Source organism: Bordetella sp. N (genome assembly GCF_001433395.1).
Classification (GTDB): domain Bacteria; phylum Pseudomonadota; class Gammaproteobacteria; order Burkholderiales; family Burkholderiaceae_B; genus Bordetella_C.
This window is the reverse complement of record NZ_CP013111.1, coordinates 899,473-916,110: the sequence shown is the minus strand read 5'-3', so window position 1 is coordinate 916,110 and position 16,638 is coordinate 899,473. Positions and strand designations below refer to the sequence as shown.

Below are 16,638 nucleotides of genomic sequence, written 5' to 3'. Positions count from 1 at the left end.
GTTCCTGGCCGGCGTTCAAGCCGGGACGCGGGGCAGCGCGGCGGCGCTGCCGGATGCATGAAGGTGGTCCAAGGCCGCCTTCATGCGTTCCCGATGGAAAGGCAACTGCCTGAGCCGCACCCCAGTGGCGTCGAAGATCGCGTTGGCGATGGCCGCCGCGCTGGGTATGGATGCCGACTCCCCCGCACCGAGGGGACCATGGTCCTCCGCTGGCGCGATGTAGGTGACGATGTCCGGCACTTCCTGGAATTTGATTATCGGATAAGCGCCCCACTCGCGCGACACCACGCCTTCGTCACCGAAGTGAACTTCTTCGCCCAATGCCCGGCTGACGGACTGTATGACGTTGCCGTGCATTTGGTGCCGCACCCCTTCGGGATTGATGACCAGGCCGCAGTCATAGCCCACCCATACCTTGCAGACGCGGACCGCGCCGGAACGGATGTCGACTTCGACATCGCAGACCCATGCACAATAGGCCGACCCGATTCCGGGAAACGTCCCATGCACGTACTGATGCTGCGCGAAGCCACGGCCGTGCCGAATGTGGGGCCGCGCCGGGTCGCTGGATGAGCCAGGCCGTCTCGGCGCCGGCTGCCACCGCGCCAGCGCTGCCACCGCCTCCGTGAGCGCACGCGCTCTGGCATCCTCCATGAAACGCAGACGGAAGGAAACAGGGTCCTCTTGATGATGCGCCGCCAGTTCGTCGATGAAGGATTCGTGAGCGAACACATTCGGCAAGGCCGACACGCCGCGCATCCAGGCCGCCCGCACGATCGGCGCCATGTCCTGCACGGATACGGCGATGTCATCACAGCGGTACTGCGGCACGGCAGTGCGGTCCCCCTTGTGCTCGACGATGGGGTCCGCCGGCAGCTTGCCGGTCTGCATCAGCACCATGACCGGGGCATTATTGGACGGATACAGGTTGCTGAAGGTGTAGGCCAGCGTGCCGGGCCCGGTGACGGCGCCGCGCACGTCCATCACTTGCGCGGTTCCCTTGGGTTCCCACGCATGCTCTTCGTCGCGCATCAATTGCACACGCACGGGCGCGCCCATCTCCCTGGCGAGCAATGCCGCCTCCGCGGACGCATCGTCAGCGCAGTTACGCCCATAGCAACCGGAAGCCTCCATGCGAACGATGCGCACATGTTCCTGTGGCAGATCAAGCAGCACCATGATGTCGACATGCAGGAAATGCGGATTCTGGGAGCCGCTCCACACGGTCACCTTGCCGTCCTGGAAGTCGGCGACCGCGCAGGATGGGCCGATGGAGCCATGCATCTGGTAAGGCCAGACATAACTTGCCTGCAACGCATGCTCATTGCCGGACAGTGCCGACGCCGCGTCGCCCGTTTCTTTCAAAACCCGCGGAGTTGATGGCGAACGTCGCAGGGCGGCATCGATGTCAGCCAGGTCGTCCAGCGGCGGCGGCTTCCGCCACCGGACTTTCAAGGCACGCGCGGCCTTGATCGCCTGCTCCTCGCGACGCGCAACCACCGCGACGAAGTCGCCGATGACCACCGTCCTGATCACACCCGGGATCGCGGCGATGGATTGCTCGTCCACGGACAACAGGCTGTGGCCTATCATGGTGCCGACATCACGGCCGTAATAAGGCGGGCGCACGATACGGGCGTGCAACATGCCCGGCAGGCGGAAATCATGCACGAACACCAGGCCGCCGGTCACCTTCGCGGGAATGTCCACGCGCGCCATCGACTTCCCGACGTAGCGGTAGTCCTTGGCCGCTTTCAGCGGCACGTCCGCGCTGACGTCGAGTTCGAAGCGTTCACCGCGCAACAGCTCCTGGTAAGGCAGGCCGGGACCGCCGGCGGGCCCGTGCACCACACCGTCCTTCACGACAAGTGAATCCACGGCACAACCCATGACCGCCGCAGCCCGCCGCAGCAGGAATCGACGCGCCTGGGCGGCAGCGCGGCGCATCGGCACGGCCGCACTCTGAATCGACGCGCTTGCCGTCGTCGGCCCCTGATCGGGTGTTTTATCCGTATCCCCCATGACGATACGTACCCGATGCATGGGCACATCCAGCTCGTCGGCCACGATCTGCGTGAATGCCGTGCGAACGCCGGTGCCCAGGTCCACGTGCCCGTTGGCGGCGATGACGTCGCCGTCCGCCGTGATCGCCACATAGGTATCGACGCGCCCTTTGGCGATCAAGTTGACAGCGTGACGGGCGGGCGGCTCGCCCTTGGCATCCAGGCGTTCACGCGAAACTGGAGCGGTATCGGCCGCAGGCTTCATTTCATGGCCTCCGCGTGCCGGGTCAACTCAGCCCGGTTGCGCGCTACGGCCTCGTTCAGGCCGGTCCACGCCGGCGACTGCGGCGCATACTGTCCGCGCAAATACTCAAGCAAATCGGCCACCTGCCCGTCGCTCAAGGTATCGGCGAATCCAGGCATATAGCCAAGGCCGCTATGCGCGGGTTCAACAATTCCCGCCAGCACCACTTTGATCAGGTTGTCGGGTTCGGCCGCGGTGATATTCGTGTTCAACGACAGTACCGGACGCACACCGAACAAGGGGCTTCCTCGCGCCGTGTCGTGGCAGGCGGCGCAGGCCCCTTCATACACATTCTGCCCGGCGAGGGATAGAATGCGGGCCGGGAGCGACGCGCCCTCGGCCGCTATCGACGGCTTCGCCGCCTCCACCGGCGCTGCGATATCGATCAACGCATGTTCCGTTGTCGGCGGGAGGCCTCCTTGCGCCTGCGCCGCCGGGGAGCCCTTCCGGGTAATGCTTTCGAGATAGACGGCCATGGCCTCGATATCGCGATCCGGCAGTTCGCGCAGATTTTCCACCACCGGCGCCATGGGACCGGCAGCTACCCCGTGGCGTTGCGAGAATCCGGTCCGTAAGTAAGCGAACAGGTCTTGCCGCGTCCACGGGAGGGCCGTGGCAGCCGTGCCGTTCAGCGCTGGCGCATTCCACCCGTCAACCTCGCCGCCAGCGAGGAAATTGGACGCATCGTTCTGCTCCGCGCCGAAGGCATTGCGAGGGCTATGGCATGCCATGCAATGTCCAGGTCCCTGCACCAGATAGGCGCCGCGGTTCCAGAGCGCGGATTGCGACAGGTCGGCGCGGTAAGGTTCGGCGTCATGGAAAAGCAGGTTCCAGTACCGCATCAACGGCCGCACGCCGTACGGAAAGGCCAGGCGGGTCTCGGGAGGCTTGGCCTTCACGGCAGGCTGGGTCATCAGATACGCATAGAGCGCCTGCATGTCGCCGTCCGAAAATTTGGCGAACGACGTGTACGGAAAGGCAGGATAGAGATGGCGGCCATCCCTGCCGACGCCTTCGCGCATGGCGCGGTCAAACGCGGCGAAGGACCAGCCGCCCAAACCGGTTTCCCGATCGGGCGTGATATTGGTGGTGTAGACGGTGCCAAATGGCGTATCCATGGCACGGCCGCCAGCGTTGCGCTGACCCTCGGGCGCCGTGTGGCAGGTCACGCAGTCGCTCGCGGCGGCGATCAGTCGCCCCCGCTCGATCGCCGCGGACGAATAGACGGATAGATCCGGTTGCGCCAGGGGTATGGCTGGCCGCCAGGGGATCACCGCCGCCGCCAGCGCCACAAGGCCACCCGCGATGCTCAACGATCCGCGCCACTTGCGTGCCGTTCTACGCCAGCCCCGATGCGTGCCGGCCTCGTCCTGTTGAAGGCCGGCTGAAGACGGCGTGCCGGGTAGCGCGACAGCCGTCAATGCGCCCAGGGTCAGCGGCGCCTCGCGCAGCCGGATACCCGTTGCATCGAATATGGCATTGGCGATTGCGGCAGCGGCGGGCAAGGTCAGTGCATCACTGTCGGATAGCCGACCTGGCAAGACAGGCAGCGATTGCTTCCGCTCGACACTCGACGAGGCGCCGACCGCGGGCAGGCCCGAGCCTGTCTCCGCGCGCCCCTGCTCGCGCGCGGATGGGCTGCGCCAATCATCGTGGCGCGAGCCGTCGGTAAGCAGATCCCGCGCCGTGCGCGTCAAACGCTGTCCCCACATGGCATCGTCGCCGTCCACGATGACGAGCTCATCTACATGATGGCCGACCGTCAGCCGATCCAGGCTGACCTGCCCCGTTGCGGGATCGACGGATACATCCACGACCCATGCCGCCCAGGCACGTGTCGGAGGTGCATGCGATGCATCGGCGACCTGGGCGCATGCCATTCCCTGCCCTTTGAGCGCTTTACCTGTGAGCTGACGGCCGACCCGGCCACGTGGCCCCGCGCGCCACCCGGCGGCTGCGGCAACGCCCTCGATCAAGGCGCGACCCGCATCGTCCGGCAGCTGCGTCAGTCGCCACTGGACGGGATCCAGGTCCTGGTCCGCCGCCATCTCGTCCGCATAGGTCTCCTGCGCGAACAGACGGGCCCGCTGGACTTCGCCCGCATCGACGGTTGTATTCAGCGCGATCGGCGCCACCGGTGGGTGCAGGACCTCCTCGCCGGCATAAGCAATATGCAGTTGCGGCCCCGACAATGCGTCGCACCCGGCTTGCGGCGCACCCGCATGGTCCGCGGTGGAAAAAGCGTCAAGGTAGGCCGCACTCGGCCGTGGCGCGCCTGGCTGCGACAGGCGCGTATGCCATTGCGCGACCCTGCCTGCCCCGTCTTTCGCCGCTCCCTGCTCCACCCGCAACAAGGGTGCGGTGCCACCGCTGCGGTCGGGCCATACAGCGATGGACGCTTGCAAGGCATGGGCTACGACGGCCGCATCGACGGCCGCATCGTAAGCCGCCTGGTCCGCATGCAGGTCCGCATGCGTGATGTGAATCTGATCCGGCGCCACGCCGCAAAGGCTTGCAATCTCGGCGCGCAGCGCCGCCTGGCTTGGGGCCTGGAGGCATGGGCCGCGGACTTCGAGCAGCGCGCCATCCCAGGTGGCACAGGCAGGCTCGTCTTCGTATGGCGTCAGGCCCGCGGACTGCCAACGATACTCTCGCTCCAGCGTCACCGCACCCTGTCCGGTCTCATGCCCGAGCGGCGCGGCGGGGATGACAGGTGCGCCGAAATCCCATACCAGGGCCAGTGCGGCCGCGACCTCGGACGCCTGCTCGCGCGACGAGGCGATTACCGCGCACGACGACGCACGGCGGACGAGCCGATAGGCGACACCCAGTTCCGCGGCGCTTCGTTCATCGACTTGCTGCAGGATGCCGGTTCGATAAACCCTGCCATCCCAGGACGCGTGCGCAGGCCGCAGCACCGCCGCAGCAAGGAAATTTGTCATGTCAGCCAGATCCGAACTCATGCATTGACTCATGCCTCGGCATCCACCTTGGCGCGAGTCACTTCCTGCGTGGCCGCGGCGGGCACCCCCGGTCCCAGCGCCAGGCGCTCCTGCCATCGGCGGGCGGCCAGCAGCACGGCCTCGACGATCTCCAGGTGTGTCCCGCAGCGGCACAGGTTGAATTGCAGGGCCCGCTTCACGTCATCCGCGGTGATGGCCGGATTGCGCATCACCAGGGCGTGCGCGGTCATGATCATGCCGTTGATGCAATATCCGCATTGCACTGCTTGCCGGTCGATGAACGCCTGTTGCATGACACCGGGCTGCTCCAGTGTTCCCAGGCCTTCCAGCGTGGTGACCTCCCGATGCTCCACGGCACGCACGGGAATCACGCACGCACGCGCCGGTACCTCATCGATCAATACCGTACAGGCGCCGCACTCGCCCAGGCCGCAGCCAAACTTCGGCCCGTTCAATTCCAGGTCGTTGCGCAGCACATAAAGTAATGGCGTATCCCGGTCGGCATCGACCGCATGGGGAGCGCCGTTAACGCGAATGGTCAGGGGCATGGTTCTAAAAGGAACAGGAAAGGCAACCGCCACGGGAGCAGCATGGCGGTGTCATCTCATTCAAGCTCCAGCTTGCTTTCACGCACGACCTTGCTCCACATATCGCGTTCGGAGGTGAAGAAGGCCTTGCAGTCGGCCAGGCTCATGTATGAAGACACTTCGCCCGCCTTTTCCAGCCCGGACTTCATCGTGGGCGATGCCAGCGACGCCTTGACCGCATCGTTGAGCCGCTTTTGTATGTCCGGCGGCGTCCCGGCGGGTGCGATCAACGCGGTCCAGAACAGGACGCGAAAACCGGGCAGCGAATCGGCCATGGTGGGCAGCTCCGGCAACAGCGGGCTGCGTTCGGCCCCTGTCGTTGCCAGGCCACGCAGGCGCCCCCCCGCGATATATTGCGCCGACGCCGACTGGGTCGCGAAAGCGAAATCCACCTGGCCGGAGATCAGGTCCGTCATGGCGGGACCGCTGCCTTTGTAAGGCACATGCACGAAATTCGATTGGGACCGCAACTTGAGCAGCTCGCCCGCCATGTGCGGAGTACTGCCCAGACCGGCGGACGCGAAGCTCAACCCCGCGCCCTTGCCCTTGCCTGCTTCCACGAGGTCGGCAACGCTTTTGATCTTCGAGGTCGTGGGCACCGCCAGCACCAGCGGCGACGAGGTCACGGTGGAAATCGGCACCAGATCCTTTTGGGAGTCGTAGGTGACGTGCTTCATCAGGCTCTCATTGATCACCAGCGCCGGGTCGGCGAGCATGATGGTATAGCCGTCCGGCTTGGACCGGATCAACGTGCTCGTGCCTATCAAGCTGCCGGCGCCAGGCCGGTTCTCGACGATGACGTTCTGCCCGAGGTTGCGCTCCAGTTCGCGGGCCAGCAACCGGCCGACCATGTCGACGCCTCCGCCCGGCGGATACGCGAGGATGAGCGTAATCGGATGGCTGGGATAGGCATCCGCGGCCAGGCTCACGCCAGGAGCAAGCGCTGCCAGCGTCATCGCGGACGCCCCCAGCAGGACATCGCGGCGCAGGCGCCGCTTGGAAAACAAGGCCTTGAACATGCAACGCTCCGAATTAGGCTATTCGTCCCCATGACAGCCCGCCATCTACGCAGCGGGTCACACGGTTGATGCTGGAACGCAGGCCGAGGCCGCTCGTCCCTTCAAGCTGGCAAGATAGAGGTGTACCAAAATTGGGTCAACCGATTTAATCTCGCGCTAAACTGAATTTTTTTCATCCGTAAGCTTGTGGAGCGATTTGCATGTCGCATGCTCAACTGCCACTTACCGCCCTGCGGGCCCTGGAAGCAGCGGCACGTCTGCTCAGTTTCAAGGCGGCGGCGCAAGAACTGCATGTCACACCGACGGCAATCAGCCATCAGATCCAGCAGCTGGAACGCAGCCTGGGCGTCGAGCTGTTTGTCCGTGTGCACCGCGGCCTGGCGCTGACGCCCGCGGCTCAGGCGTGTCTGCCGCATATCCGCGATGGCTTCGCCGCGCTGCGCGCGGCAGTGATCGCCATACAGGAATACAAGGACGTTGGCACGCTCTCGGTCAGCGCACCGCCCTCCTTCGCCATGCGTCTGCTGATGCCACTGAGCCAGGAATTCCTGGCGCAGTACCCGGAGATCGACCTGCGCATCACGACGCGCATGCGCGTGCCTGTCCAGGAGGCCGCGCGCCCGCAAGACGAGACCGATACCTTCCGCGCGTGGGCCGAGGAAAGCGACATCGTCATCGTCCTGGGCAAGGACGGATTCGGTGATCTGGACGCGGAGCAGCTGATGCCGCTGTCGGTCCAACTCGTCTGCAGTCCTGGCCTGCTCGCAGGCGGCCAGGGCCTGCGCCACGCGGACGATGTGCACCGCTATCCATGGCTGCATGACGACCGCGGGCTGAAGTACGGCGGCACGCCGTTCTGGGATCAATGGCTGGCCAGCCAGGGGGCCAGCACCATCGAGCAACGCCATGGCGCGCACTTCAATCACGCGGCGCTGGCGATCGAGGCGGCCGTCAAGGGCATGGGGCTGCTCGTGACGACACCCTGCCTGTGCTGGAAGGAACTCCGCAACGGCGAACTGATCCTGCCGCTCGCGCATACGGTGCCGATCGAAAACTCGTATTTCGTTTTGAACAGGCGTACGCGCCGTCCAACGGCCGAATTGTTCAAGCAGTGGCTGCGCACGCGCCTGCGCGGACTGGATTCGGACGAAAAAGAAGCCGCAGCCCCGCAACCAGATGAATTTTTATCAGGAAACTCTTAGGGAAACAGTCACTTCAGGGTATACCCGAAGGCGGTTTGTACCAATTTTGGTATACGTTTTCGTCTGGCTTTCGTTGAGATAGAAATTCCAGAGTCTCCATCAACCTCAAGGGCGCTTTGATGCCTCCGCTTCCCCAACACTTGAACGTCGCAGATTTGGTCGACCAGGTCAGCAAGAACGACCGTGAATTGCATGCCTGGGCGCATCTGTCCCACACGGCGGCTGCCGAAGCCGTCCGCGAAGGGCCGCTGGCCGGGATGTGCTTTGGTGTAAAGGATGTGATCGATGTGGCCGGCATGCCCACCCGCTGCGGATCCGCGGCGTCGGATCCTCGCGAGGCCGACACCGATGCCACCTGCGTGAATCTGCTGCGTCACGCAGGGGCCATTCCGATCGGCAAGACGGTTACCGCGGAATATGCCTTCCGCGCCCCTGGCCCCACGCGCAACCCGCGGCGCCTGGATCACACCCCAGGCGGATCATCCAGTGGCTCCGCGGCGGCGGTTGCCGCTGGCATGGTCCCCTTCGCCCTCGGCACACAGACCGGGGGGTCAATCATCCGTCCGGCCGCTTACTGTGGTGTCGTCGGTTTCAAACCCAGCTTCGGCGCGGTCGCGCGCGCCGGTCTGGCGTTCACCTGCGAATCTCTTGATGTCATCGGATGGACAGCCGACAGCGTCGGCACTGCGTCGGCGGTGGCCGACGTGCTGCTCCCGGCAGGGACGGAGGCAGCCGGCGCTTCACGACGTTCCTCGGTCGTACTGCTTCCGCATGCCGCTGACCATCCGCTGGAAGCGCAGGCGCTGGAGACCCTTGAGCATGCGGCCGATCGCTTGCGCGAGCTGGGTGTGAACGTGCAAACCGCGGCCCCATGGGCGCACGCGGGCGAACTCGCGCGCACGCACGAGCTGGTCATGTACTACGAAATCGCCCGCAGCTTGCGGCCGGTCGCGGATCGCCATGGGTCTGCCCTGGGCCAGGAAGTGCTCGACGCGATCAAGACGGGCCTGACCATACCAGGAACCGATTACATCCTCGCACGCCGCGCCCAGGAACGCTTGCGGCACGATTGGAGCAGCCTCATTGGCGCAGCCGATTTCGTCCTGACGCCCAGCGCGCCTGGTTTCGCGCCCGCCGGCCTCTCCAACACAGGCTCGTCGGCTTTCAACAAAAACTGGTCCCTGCTGGGCTGGCCCTGCCTTCACCTGCCCACGCGCCTGGACGCGCGTGGGCTGCCTCTGGGCGTGCAACTGGTAGCGCCTTTCGAACGCGATCATGCGTTGCTCGCGGCCGCAGGGCAGTGGTGGCCCGCCTTACGTGAGAATTAATACACTGCCGTAGTTCTACCAATAGTGCCGGACCATCCTCGCCCCCTACACTGGCGGCATGAACATTCGACAGTTGCTGTCATTCTGCAAGGTCGCCGAAGCGGGCAGCTTCGCGGCCGCGGCAAAAGCCCTTCACGCTACCCCATCCACCATCTCCACGCGCATCCGGGAACTGGAAACCTCTTGGGGCGTGGAACTATTTGACCGTTCACACACAGGGCTGCAACTGACCCCAAAGGGGCAGGAAATCCTGCCATGGGCCAGGCAGATCGTCGGCCTGTCAGAACGCATCAGCTTCCATATCGGCGAACCCGACGCCATCACGGGCCTGTTGCGCATCGGCGTGGCCGGCCGCATCGCCCACACCTGGCTGCCGCGGCTCATCACCACCCTGCGCGCCCGTTACGCGCGAGTGCGCTTCGACATCTCTCTGGGATTGACCGCTCCGCTGTTGCAGAAGGTGCGGTCAGGCGAAATCGATATCGCGTTCGTGGGTGCGCCCATCACCGACCCCGCGCTGGACTACGTGTCACTGGGCCATGACGAATTCGTGTGGATGGCATCGCCGGACCTGGACCTGCCGGCCGACCGCCGGCTGACACCAGGCGACCTGGTGCGCTATCCCATCGTCGGGCTGTCCCAGGCGTCTCCCCACCATCCCGCCATCGCTCAATGGTTTGCCGCCGCGAACGTCGAATACGACCCCCTGATTTCCTGCAGCGACATGGGTATGGCGGCCAAGCTGATCGTCGCCGGCCTGGGCATCGGGCTGCTGCACCGTTCCTCTCACCGCAACGAAGTATTGGCCGGGCTGCTGACGGTGCTGGACGCATGGCCGCCCTTCCCGCGGTTGGAGTTCGTGGCGGTGCGCCAACGCAACAACACCAGTGCACTAGTCATGGCGGTGGCCTTGCTGGCCGCGGAAATCAGCGAGTTCTCGCACGAGGCGGCCCCGGCCGCCCCGCTGTCGCAGATGGCCCCGTAGTGGGACTAGCGGGCAGCCGTCTTGATACCCGCCTTGTTGATGACCTGCGCCCATTTACTGCGTTCGCCGTTGATGAAAGCGCCGAAGGCCTCGGGCGTCATGCTCCGCGGCTCGGTGCCGATATCGACGAGCTTCTGCCTGATGTTCGCACGCGCCAGGATCTTCGCGGTTTCCTCGCTCAACCTGGAAATGATCTCCGGCGGCGTGCCTGTCGGCGCGAGCAGGCCATACCAGACCGTCACGTCGTAGCCTGGCAGCCCCTGCGAGGCTACCGTCGGAATGTCCGGCACCATGGGCGACGGGCGCGCGCCTGTCACCGCCAACCCGCGTAGCTGGCCCGACTTGACCATCGTGGCGGCGGTAGGCATGTTGTCGAACACCAGGTTGACGCGGCCAGCCACCACCTCGCTCAAGGCCTGCGGACCGCCCTTGAACGGCACGTGGGTCATCTCGATACCCGCCATGGACTGGAACAGTTCCGCCGACATGTGCGGCGATGAGCCCGTGCCCGCGCTGGCGAAGAACAATTTGTGCGTCTTCGCGTAGGCAACCAGATCCTGCACGCTTTTCACCGGCAGCGACGGAGTCACCAGCAGAATGTTCTGAATGCTTGCGACGAGGGATATGGGCGTGAAGCTGCGCGCCGCGTCATAGGGAAGATCGTCCTGCAGCGCGGGATTGACCGCCAACGCCGAGCTGGAGCCCATCAGCAAGGTGTAGCCATCGGCGGGGCTGCGGGCTGCCACACCCGTGCCCAGCGCACTACCCGCCCCCGGGCGGTTTTCGACGATGACCGCCTGACCAAAGTCCAGGGCCATCTGCTCGGCCACGCTGCGAGCCAGAACGTCGGACGTGCCGCCGGGCGTGAACGGTACGATGATTTTGATCGGACGGTCGGGATAGCCGGCGGCACAGGCGGGCGTCAACAGCCCCGGCGAGATGGCGACGGTCGTTGCGATCAGCAGCCGCGTCCCGAGGACGCGGACAATGCGAGAGATGGCCATGGCAAACCCCTTGATTCGTTATCGGTGAATGTGGTGTCCATGTCTCCCCGCCTGTCCTCCCCTTCGGCTACGTGATGTCGGCAACCCTGATTGTGGGAGCACTTATTTGTAGCGCTTTGCCGTCGTCGCTTGCGGTCAACCCTGATATGAGCGCCGGCCCGTATCACGCAGCCAGAGCCGCAGCAGGTGCCGCTTGCGCTCGGGCTCCGGGTAGTCGACGAAGCCCGTCCGCCGATGCCCGCAGCGGCGGTTATCGACGATCTGGATCTGCCCTCGCTCGAAGAAAAATTCCCGGTTCCAGCGCGGCTCGGCCATGATGGATTCCAGCGCGTCCAGCGCCTGCAGCCCAAGCGGATCCAATGTCTCGCCCGCCAGGTGGTAGCCGCTAAGCGTCTGGTGGCGCGACAGCTTGCAATCCAGCCATTCGCCGTCGTAGGTGAACAGCGGGCGATTCAGCACCATAGGGTCGCCCGGAAAATGCTCGCGCTGGCGATTTGCCAGGTAGGGTCGATACAGCCGTTCGACCAGTTCGATGGGATGCCGGCGCAGCATCTCGTTATAGACGGCGTAAAAGCTGACAATGCTGTTGATCCCGCCTGTCATCGCCGGATGCAGGCAGAACAGCGCCACGTAATGCGGCGGGCACAGGTTGTAGTTGTTGTCCGTGTGGAAGTTCTGGTCCTTGCGGGTCGTGTCGCCGCGCACCGACGTGCTGTAGGCGCGGCCCTGGTCCTTCACGTCATAGATCATCTTGGCGTCGAAACTCTGAGCTACGGGGCGGCCCACCATCTGGCCCAGCATCCAGTAAATGGCGCGGCACTCTTCCTGCGAGTAGCGTTGCACGGGCACCTTGTCCAGCACGACGAAGCCGACTCCATGTTGAAGGATGCCGCGGGCGCTTGCCATCAGCGCGCGGCACGCCGGCATGGGAAAGTCCGCCGGCGTGAGCAACAGCGTAGGCAGCGGATTGCGCCGCAGATCCTCGACGAAGGCGTCGATTTCGGCCAGGCAGTTCTCATCGATATGCAGCTTGCCGTCTTCCGGGGCCAGCGTGTCCTGGTCCCAGACGATGGGCCCCGTCAGGGGGGTCGCGCGAACCAGGGGCTTGCCTGGCTTCGAAGTATCCAGAATGGCCACTTCCTCGCCTTCGGCGAGATCGCGTGAACGTTCGACTTGCATTTCCATGAACTCGGGCTCCCTTGATCGGCGGCGCTTCCTGGCCGGCCTTGATGGTTGTTGCGATGGCACCAGTGTCGATGACGCAGTATAGGAACGGCACCGGCCAAGGTAGTAGCGAGAAATTCCGTCGTCGCGCCGACGGGAAAGTCGATGTTCGGGATTACCAGCAGGACGGGGTCGGGCTTATTGGCGACGTTGGCGCACAGCCTTTACGAAGGCCGGCGGACGAGCGGGTTGAACAACCGCTGACGCATTTTCCGCCGCTGCCTTCAACGCGGACAGAAACGCCGATGTTGCAGGAGATGGCGTTCGCTTAGGCGGCAAGATCGCTCCAATCTCCCTTAATTGCCCAGGGCTGAAAGGCAATACGCGGCAAGCCCCCAGGTCCAACCCGTACAGGGCGCTTCTGGGCTGCACGCAGATGCCGGCCTCCAGACTGGTCAGCGCGACCAGCAGCCCCGTACTCGTCAGTTCCCGGAACGCCTTCAGTTCGACACCCGCCTGTCTGAATATTTCTTCCACGCGCTCCCTCAGATCCACGCCACGCGGGTTAAGCAGCATGGGGCGAGTCGCCAGCTGTGCCGGCGTCACCGCTTTTAATTTTGAGAAAAACCGATCGCCGGCCGGAATGATCGCCAGCAGATCCTCCTTGAATAACGGCACGAACTCCACGTCATCCGCCCCGCGCGAGGTGACCGCGATATCGACCGCGCCCTGGACGACCTGCTCGTGCGCCCGGCGCGAATCTACATCCAGCATCTGGACGCTGACCGCCGGATAGCGTTTCTGAAAATCCACGATCGCCGTCGTCAGAAAGGTGGAGCCCAAGGACGGCAAGACGGCCACACTTACCGCCCCGCGCGCGAGCCGTCCCTCGTCGCGCAAGTTCGACACTACCCGGGCGAGCTCCCGCCCCGACATCTGGAAGGCCTCCAACAGGCGCTCCCCCTCCTGGCTGAGGCGTACCGTTCTTGTATCGCGGTACAGCAAAGTGACGCCCAACGCCGCCTCCAGTTGTTGAACCTGGGTGCTCAATGCGGATTGCGACAAGTGCAGGCGCGCCGCGGCGCCACGATAGCTGGACTGCTGGGCGACCGCCGAAAACACCACCAGCTGATTGAGGTTGATGCGCCGCAACGCGGCGATCCAACTGTCGTCCATTGATCTTCCTTGCAGATCAGTTGTCCGGAATATAGCGTTTGTAGAAAGAATAGACGCTTCTTAAGATGAAGCCCAGCGCACTACAGATGCGCGGTCAAATCAGGAGACAAGCACCATGGCGCTCTTCAACTCGGCGAGCAAGGACGCATCGCGCGTCCAACGTCTACTCAGGGCAAGCAAGTGGACAGGCCTTTTAATGGCGGCAGCCCTCATCCCCGTCTGTGCGGCCACTGCCGCGGGGGACTATCCCGGCAAACCCATCACGATCATCGTCCCGTACGGCGCGGGCTCCAGCACTGACATCCTGACGCGGGTTTTCGCGAAGCGTATGTCCCAGCAGCTGGGGCAGCCCATCATCGTGGAGAACAAGGCAGGCGCAGGTGGTGCGCTTGGCAGCGCCATGGTGGCGCGCGCCGAGCCCGATGGCTACACGCTGGCCATGGGCACGATCTCGTCGCATTCGATCAACCAGTCGATGATGAAGAACCTTCCGTATGACGTCATGCGCGACTTCACGCCGATATCCCTGGTTGCCTATTTTCCAAATGTCATCGTTGCGAACCGGGACCTGCCCGTCAAGAACCTCGCGGATGTGGTGGCGCTCGCAAAACAGAAAGGGGGTCTGGACTACGCCACCGGCGGCATCGGCTCATCGGGCCAGATGGGCGGCGAGCTGCTGAAATTGCGCACCGGCGCGCCCTTGAAGCATGTTCCCTATAAGGAAGTAGGCCAAGGTATCGCCGATACCATCGCGGGCCATGTCCCCCTGCTCTTCTATCAGGTTCCCGCTGTCGCAGCGCAAATTACGAGCGGCCAGCTCAAAGCCATCGCCGTACTGGCGCCCGAGCGCACGCCGCTGCTTCCCGACGTGCCCACATCCGCCGAGCAAGGCATCAAGGATTTCGATGCGACCGCGTGGATGGGCCTGTTCGCACCCGCCAAGACCCCAAGACCGCTGGTCGACAAGATCAACGAGGCCGTCAAACAAGCGGCCGCCGACCCCGCATTGCAAAAACAGCTGGGCCAGCAAGGCTTCACGCTGGTCGGGAATTCACCCGAGGAATTCGGCAGCTTCGTCAAGAGAGATATAGCCAAATGGGCGGAAGTGATCCAGGCAACCGGCGCCGCCATTCAATAGCGACTTTTATAGGAAGCACAATCGTGGCAAAGACGATTCCCCTGCGAGAAATCGCGCACTCCCGTTCCGGCGAAAAAGGCAATAGCAGCATGGTGTCGGTCATCGCCTACGATGAAGCCGATTACGAACTTCTGCGCACCCAGGTCAATATCGACAAAGTGCGCCAGGTTTACGGGGCGATCACCAAGGGCGGAATCGAACGCTACGAAGTCCCGGCCATCGGCGCGTTGAACTTCGTCATGCACGAAGTCCTGGAAGGCGGCCGCACCAGGACCCTCGCCTTTGAGGAGTCGGGCAAAGCGCTCTCTTCCTTGATGCTGACGCTGCAGATCGAGGTACCGGACGACTACATCGGCCGCTCCGCAAGAAGCCAGGTCATACCGGTAACGCCAGTAGCCAAACCGGACGGAAAGCGGGTGCGCCTGGGCTCGGCCACCGCCTGGTCGCGGGATCGTTTCGAGCCCGCCAGCCTGTTGGTGGAACGAGGCCAGCTCGACTATGTGTGCTTCGAGACCATGTCGGAGATCACCATGAGCGCCGCGCAGGCCGCCCGCGAAGACGCCGGGGCGTCCGCTGCCTACGACCCCTATCTGGTCGAGCGCCTGCGCCCCATCCTCGCGGACTGCAAGGACAAGGGGATACGCATCATCAGCAACCAAGGCTGGCTGGACCCGGAAGGCGCCGCCGCCCGGGTGCGGGAGCTGGCCAGGGAGCTCGGCGTGACGGGCCTCAAGGTCGCTGCCGTCAGTGGGGGGGCCTTGACCGATCGCATCGCCGACCTGGGGCTGAACTTTACGGAGACGGGATTGCCTGTCGCCGCCTCGCGTCAGGCCATCGTGTCGGCCGAGGTCTACCTGGGTTGCGAGGGCATCGTCAACGCCCTCGCGGACGGCGCCGATGTGGTCATCACCACGCGGGTCGCGGATGCCTGCCTGTATCTCGGCCCGCTCGCCCACGAATTCAAGTGGTCGCTGGACGACCCGGAGAAAATGGCGCGCGGGATGGTCATAGGCCATTTGATGGAGTGCGGCGCCCAGATTTCCGGCGGCTATTTCGCCGATCCGGGCTACAAGGATGTCCCCGGCCTGGAAGACCTGGGCAATCCCATCGCGGAAGTCTACGAAGACGCCATCATCCTCAGCAAATTGCCCGATAGCGGCGGCCTGCTCAGTACCGCCACCTGCAAGGAGCAATTGCTTTACGAGGTCGGTGACCCCGCGAACTACCTTGCGCCGGATTGCGTCGCGAACCTGGCCAAAGTGTCGTTCACGCAATGCGGGGCCGATGAAGTCGCGGTGCATATCGCGGCGGGAGCGGGTGGTAAACGACCTTCCACGTTGAAAGCGCTGGTTGGTTTACGTGAGGGATACATGACCGAGGAAATGGTCATCTTCGCCGGGCCTGCCGCGCTGGAACGCGCCGAGTTGACACATCAGATCCTGCTCAAGCGATTCGACACGATAGGGCTAAGCGCTCAGGAACTGCGCTTCGACTACATCGGTATCAACGGTGTGCATCGAGAGGCCAGCCCGGCAGCCTCCGGCGCACCGTACGAAGTCATCCTGCGGATCGCGTTGAAAACCGCCACAAAAAGCGAAGCCGAGAAACTGCGGCGCGAGATCGATCCGCTTGCCGTGAATGGCGTGTCCGGCACCGGCAAATGGGCGACCAGCGTCAACGGTTCGCGTGTTCGCTCGATCATCGGGCTTAGTTCCTGCCTGGTCCCCGCGGATTTGATCAGTATTACGGTCAGTGCTGGCTAGAA

At 64.1% G+C, this 16,638-nt stretch carries 12 protein-coding genes; 5 read left to right on the top strand and 7 right to left on the bottom strand.

Annotation, left to right across the window (positions count from 1 at the left end; all coding sequences use genetic code 11):
• Window positions 1-15: 15 nt before the first annotated feature.
• Genes ASB57_RS03955 through ASB57_RS03940 form a run of 4 tightly spaced genes read right to left on the bottom strand, consistent with a single transcriptional unit; the run spans window position 16 to window position 6,876 of the window.
• Entirely contained in the window at window positions 16-2,268 is a 2,253-nt protein-coding gene (locus ASB57_RS03955; RefSeq protein ID WP_057650741.1) for a molybdopterin cofactor-binding domain-containing protein, read from the bottom strand.
• The gene (locus tag ASB57_RS03950) at window positions 2,265-5,249 is read right to left on the bottom strand and encodes a c-type cytochrome (RefSeq protein WP_197424944.1); all 2,985 of its coding nucleotides are present in this window, start codon (window positions 5,247-5,249) and stop codon (window positions 2,265-2,267) included. Before ASB57_RS03950 ends, ASB57_RS03955 begins: the two co-directional genes overlap by 4 nt.
• 29 nt (window positions 5,250-5,278) lie before the next feature.
• On the bottom strand, window positions 5,279-5,818 hold the full coding sequence (locus ASB57_RS03945) for a (2Fe-2S)-binding protein (RefSeq protein ID WP_082621352.1): 540 nt from the start codon (window positions 5,816-5,818) through the stop codon (window positions 5,279-5,281).
• Window positions 5,819-5,874: 56 nt separating this feature from the next.
• Complete coding sequence (locus ASB57_RS03940; protein ID WP_057650737.1) at window positions 5,875-6,876, bottom strand: tripartite tricarboxylate transporter substrate binding protein; 1,002 nt, start codon at window positions 6,874-6,876, stop codon at window positions 5,875-5,877.
• Between the two features lie 200 nt (window positions 6,877-7,076).
• Here ASB57_RS03940 and ASB57_RS03935 point away from each other — a divergent pair, with 200 nt between their 5' ends.
• From ASB57_RS03935 to ASB57_RS03925, 3 genes are all read left to right on the top strand, one after another.
• Window positions 7,077-8,078, top strand: coding sequence for a LysR substrate-binding domain-containing protein (locus tag ASB57_RS03935; protein ID WP_057650735.1), 1,002 nt, complete (start codon window positions 7,077-7,079; stop codon window positions 8,076-8,078).
• A gap of 140 nt (window positions 8,079-8,218) precedes the next feature.
• Window positions 8,219-9,406, top strand: coding sequence for an amidase (locus ASB57_RS03930; protein ID WP_197424943.1), 1,188 nt, complete (start codon window positions 8,219-8,221; stop codon window positions 9,404-9,406).
• Window positions 9,407-9,464: 58 nt separating this feature from the next.
• Window positions 9,465-10,391 (top strand): LysR family transcriptional regulator, encoded by a 927-nt coding sequence (locus ASB57_RS03925; protein ID WP_082621350.1) that lies wholly within the window; start codon window positions 9,465-9,467, stop codon window positions 10,389-10,391.
• A 5-nt stretch (window positions 10,392-10,396) separates the two neighbouring features.
• Here the strand turns inward: ASB57_RS03925 and ASB57_RS03920 are convergent, their stop codons facing one another.
• From ASB57_RS03920 to ASB57_RS03910, 3 genes are all read right to left on the bottom strand, one after another.
• The gene (locus ASB57_RS03920; RefSeq protein WP_057650728.1) at window positions 10,397-11,395 is read right to left on the bottom strand and encodes a tripartite tricarboxylate transporter substrate binding protein; all 999 of its coding nucleotides are present in this window, start codon (window positions 11,393-11,395) and stop codon (window positions 10,397-10,399) included.
• Between the two features lie 135 nt (window positions 11,396-11,530).
• Window positions 11,531-12,580 (bottom strand): TauD/TfdA family dioxygenase, encoded by a 1,050-nt coding sequence (locus tag ASB57_RS03915; RefSeq protein ID WP_057650727.1) that lies wholly within the window; start codon window positions 12,578-12,580, stop codon window positions 11,531-11,533.
• Between the two features lie 177 nt (window positions 12,581-12,757).
• Window positions 12,758-13,735 (bottom strand): LysR family transcriptional regulator, encoded by a 978-nt coding sequence (locus ASB57_RS03910; RefSeq protein WP_057650724.1) that lies wholly within the window; start codon window positions 13,733-13,735, stop codon window positions 12,758-12,760.
• A gap of 115 nt (window positions 13,736-13,850) precedes the next feature.
• Between ASB57_RS03910 and ASB57_RS03905 the strand changes: the two genes are divergently transcribed.
• Both ASB57_RS03905 and ASB57_RS03900 read left to right on the top strand, forming a co-directional pair.
• Window positions 13,851-14,873 carry a tripartite tricarboxylate transporter substrate binding protein gene (locus ASB57_RS03905; protein ID WP_082621349.1) on the top strand — a complete coding sequence of 341 codons (1,023 nt, stop codon included), beginning with the start codon at window positions 13,851-13,853 and terminating at the stop codon, window positions 14,871-14,873.
• A gap of 23 nt (window positions 14,874-14,896) precedes the next feature.
• Window positions 14,897-16,636 carry an acyclic terpene utilization AtuA family protein gene (locus tag ASB57_RS03900; protein ID WP_231755332.1) on the top strand — a complete coding sequence of 580 codons (1,740 nt, stop codon included), beginning with the start codon at window positions 14,897-14,899 and terminating at the stop codon, window positions 16,634-16,636.
• Window positions 16,637-16,638 lie beyond the last annotated feature (2 nt).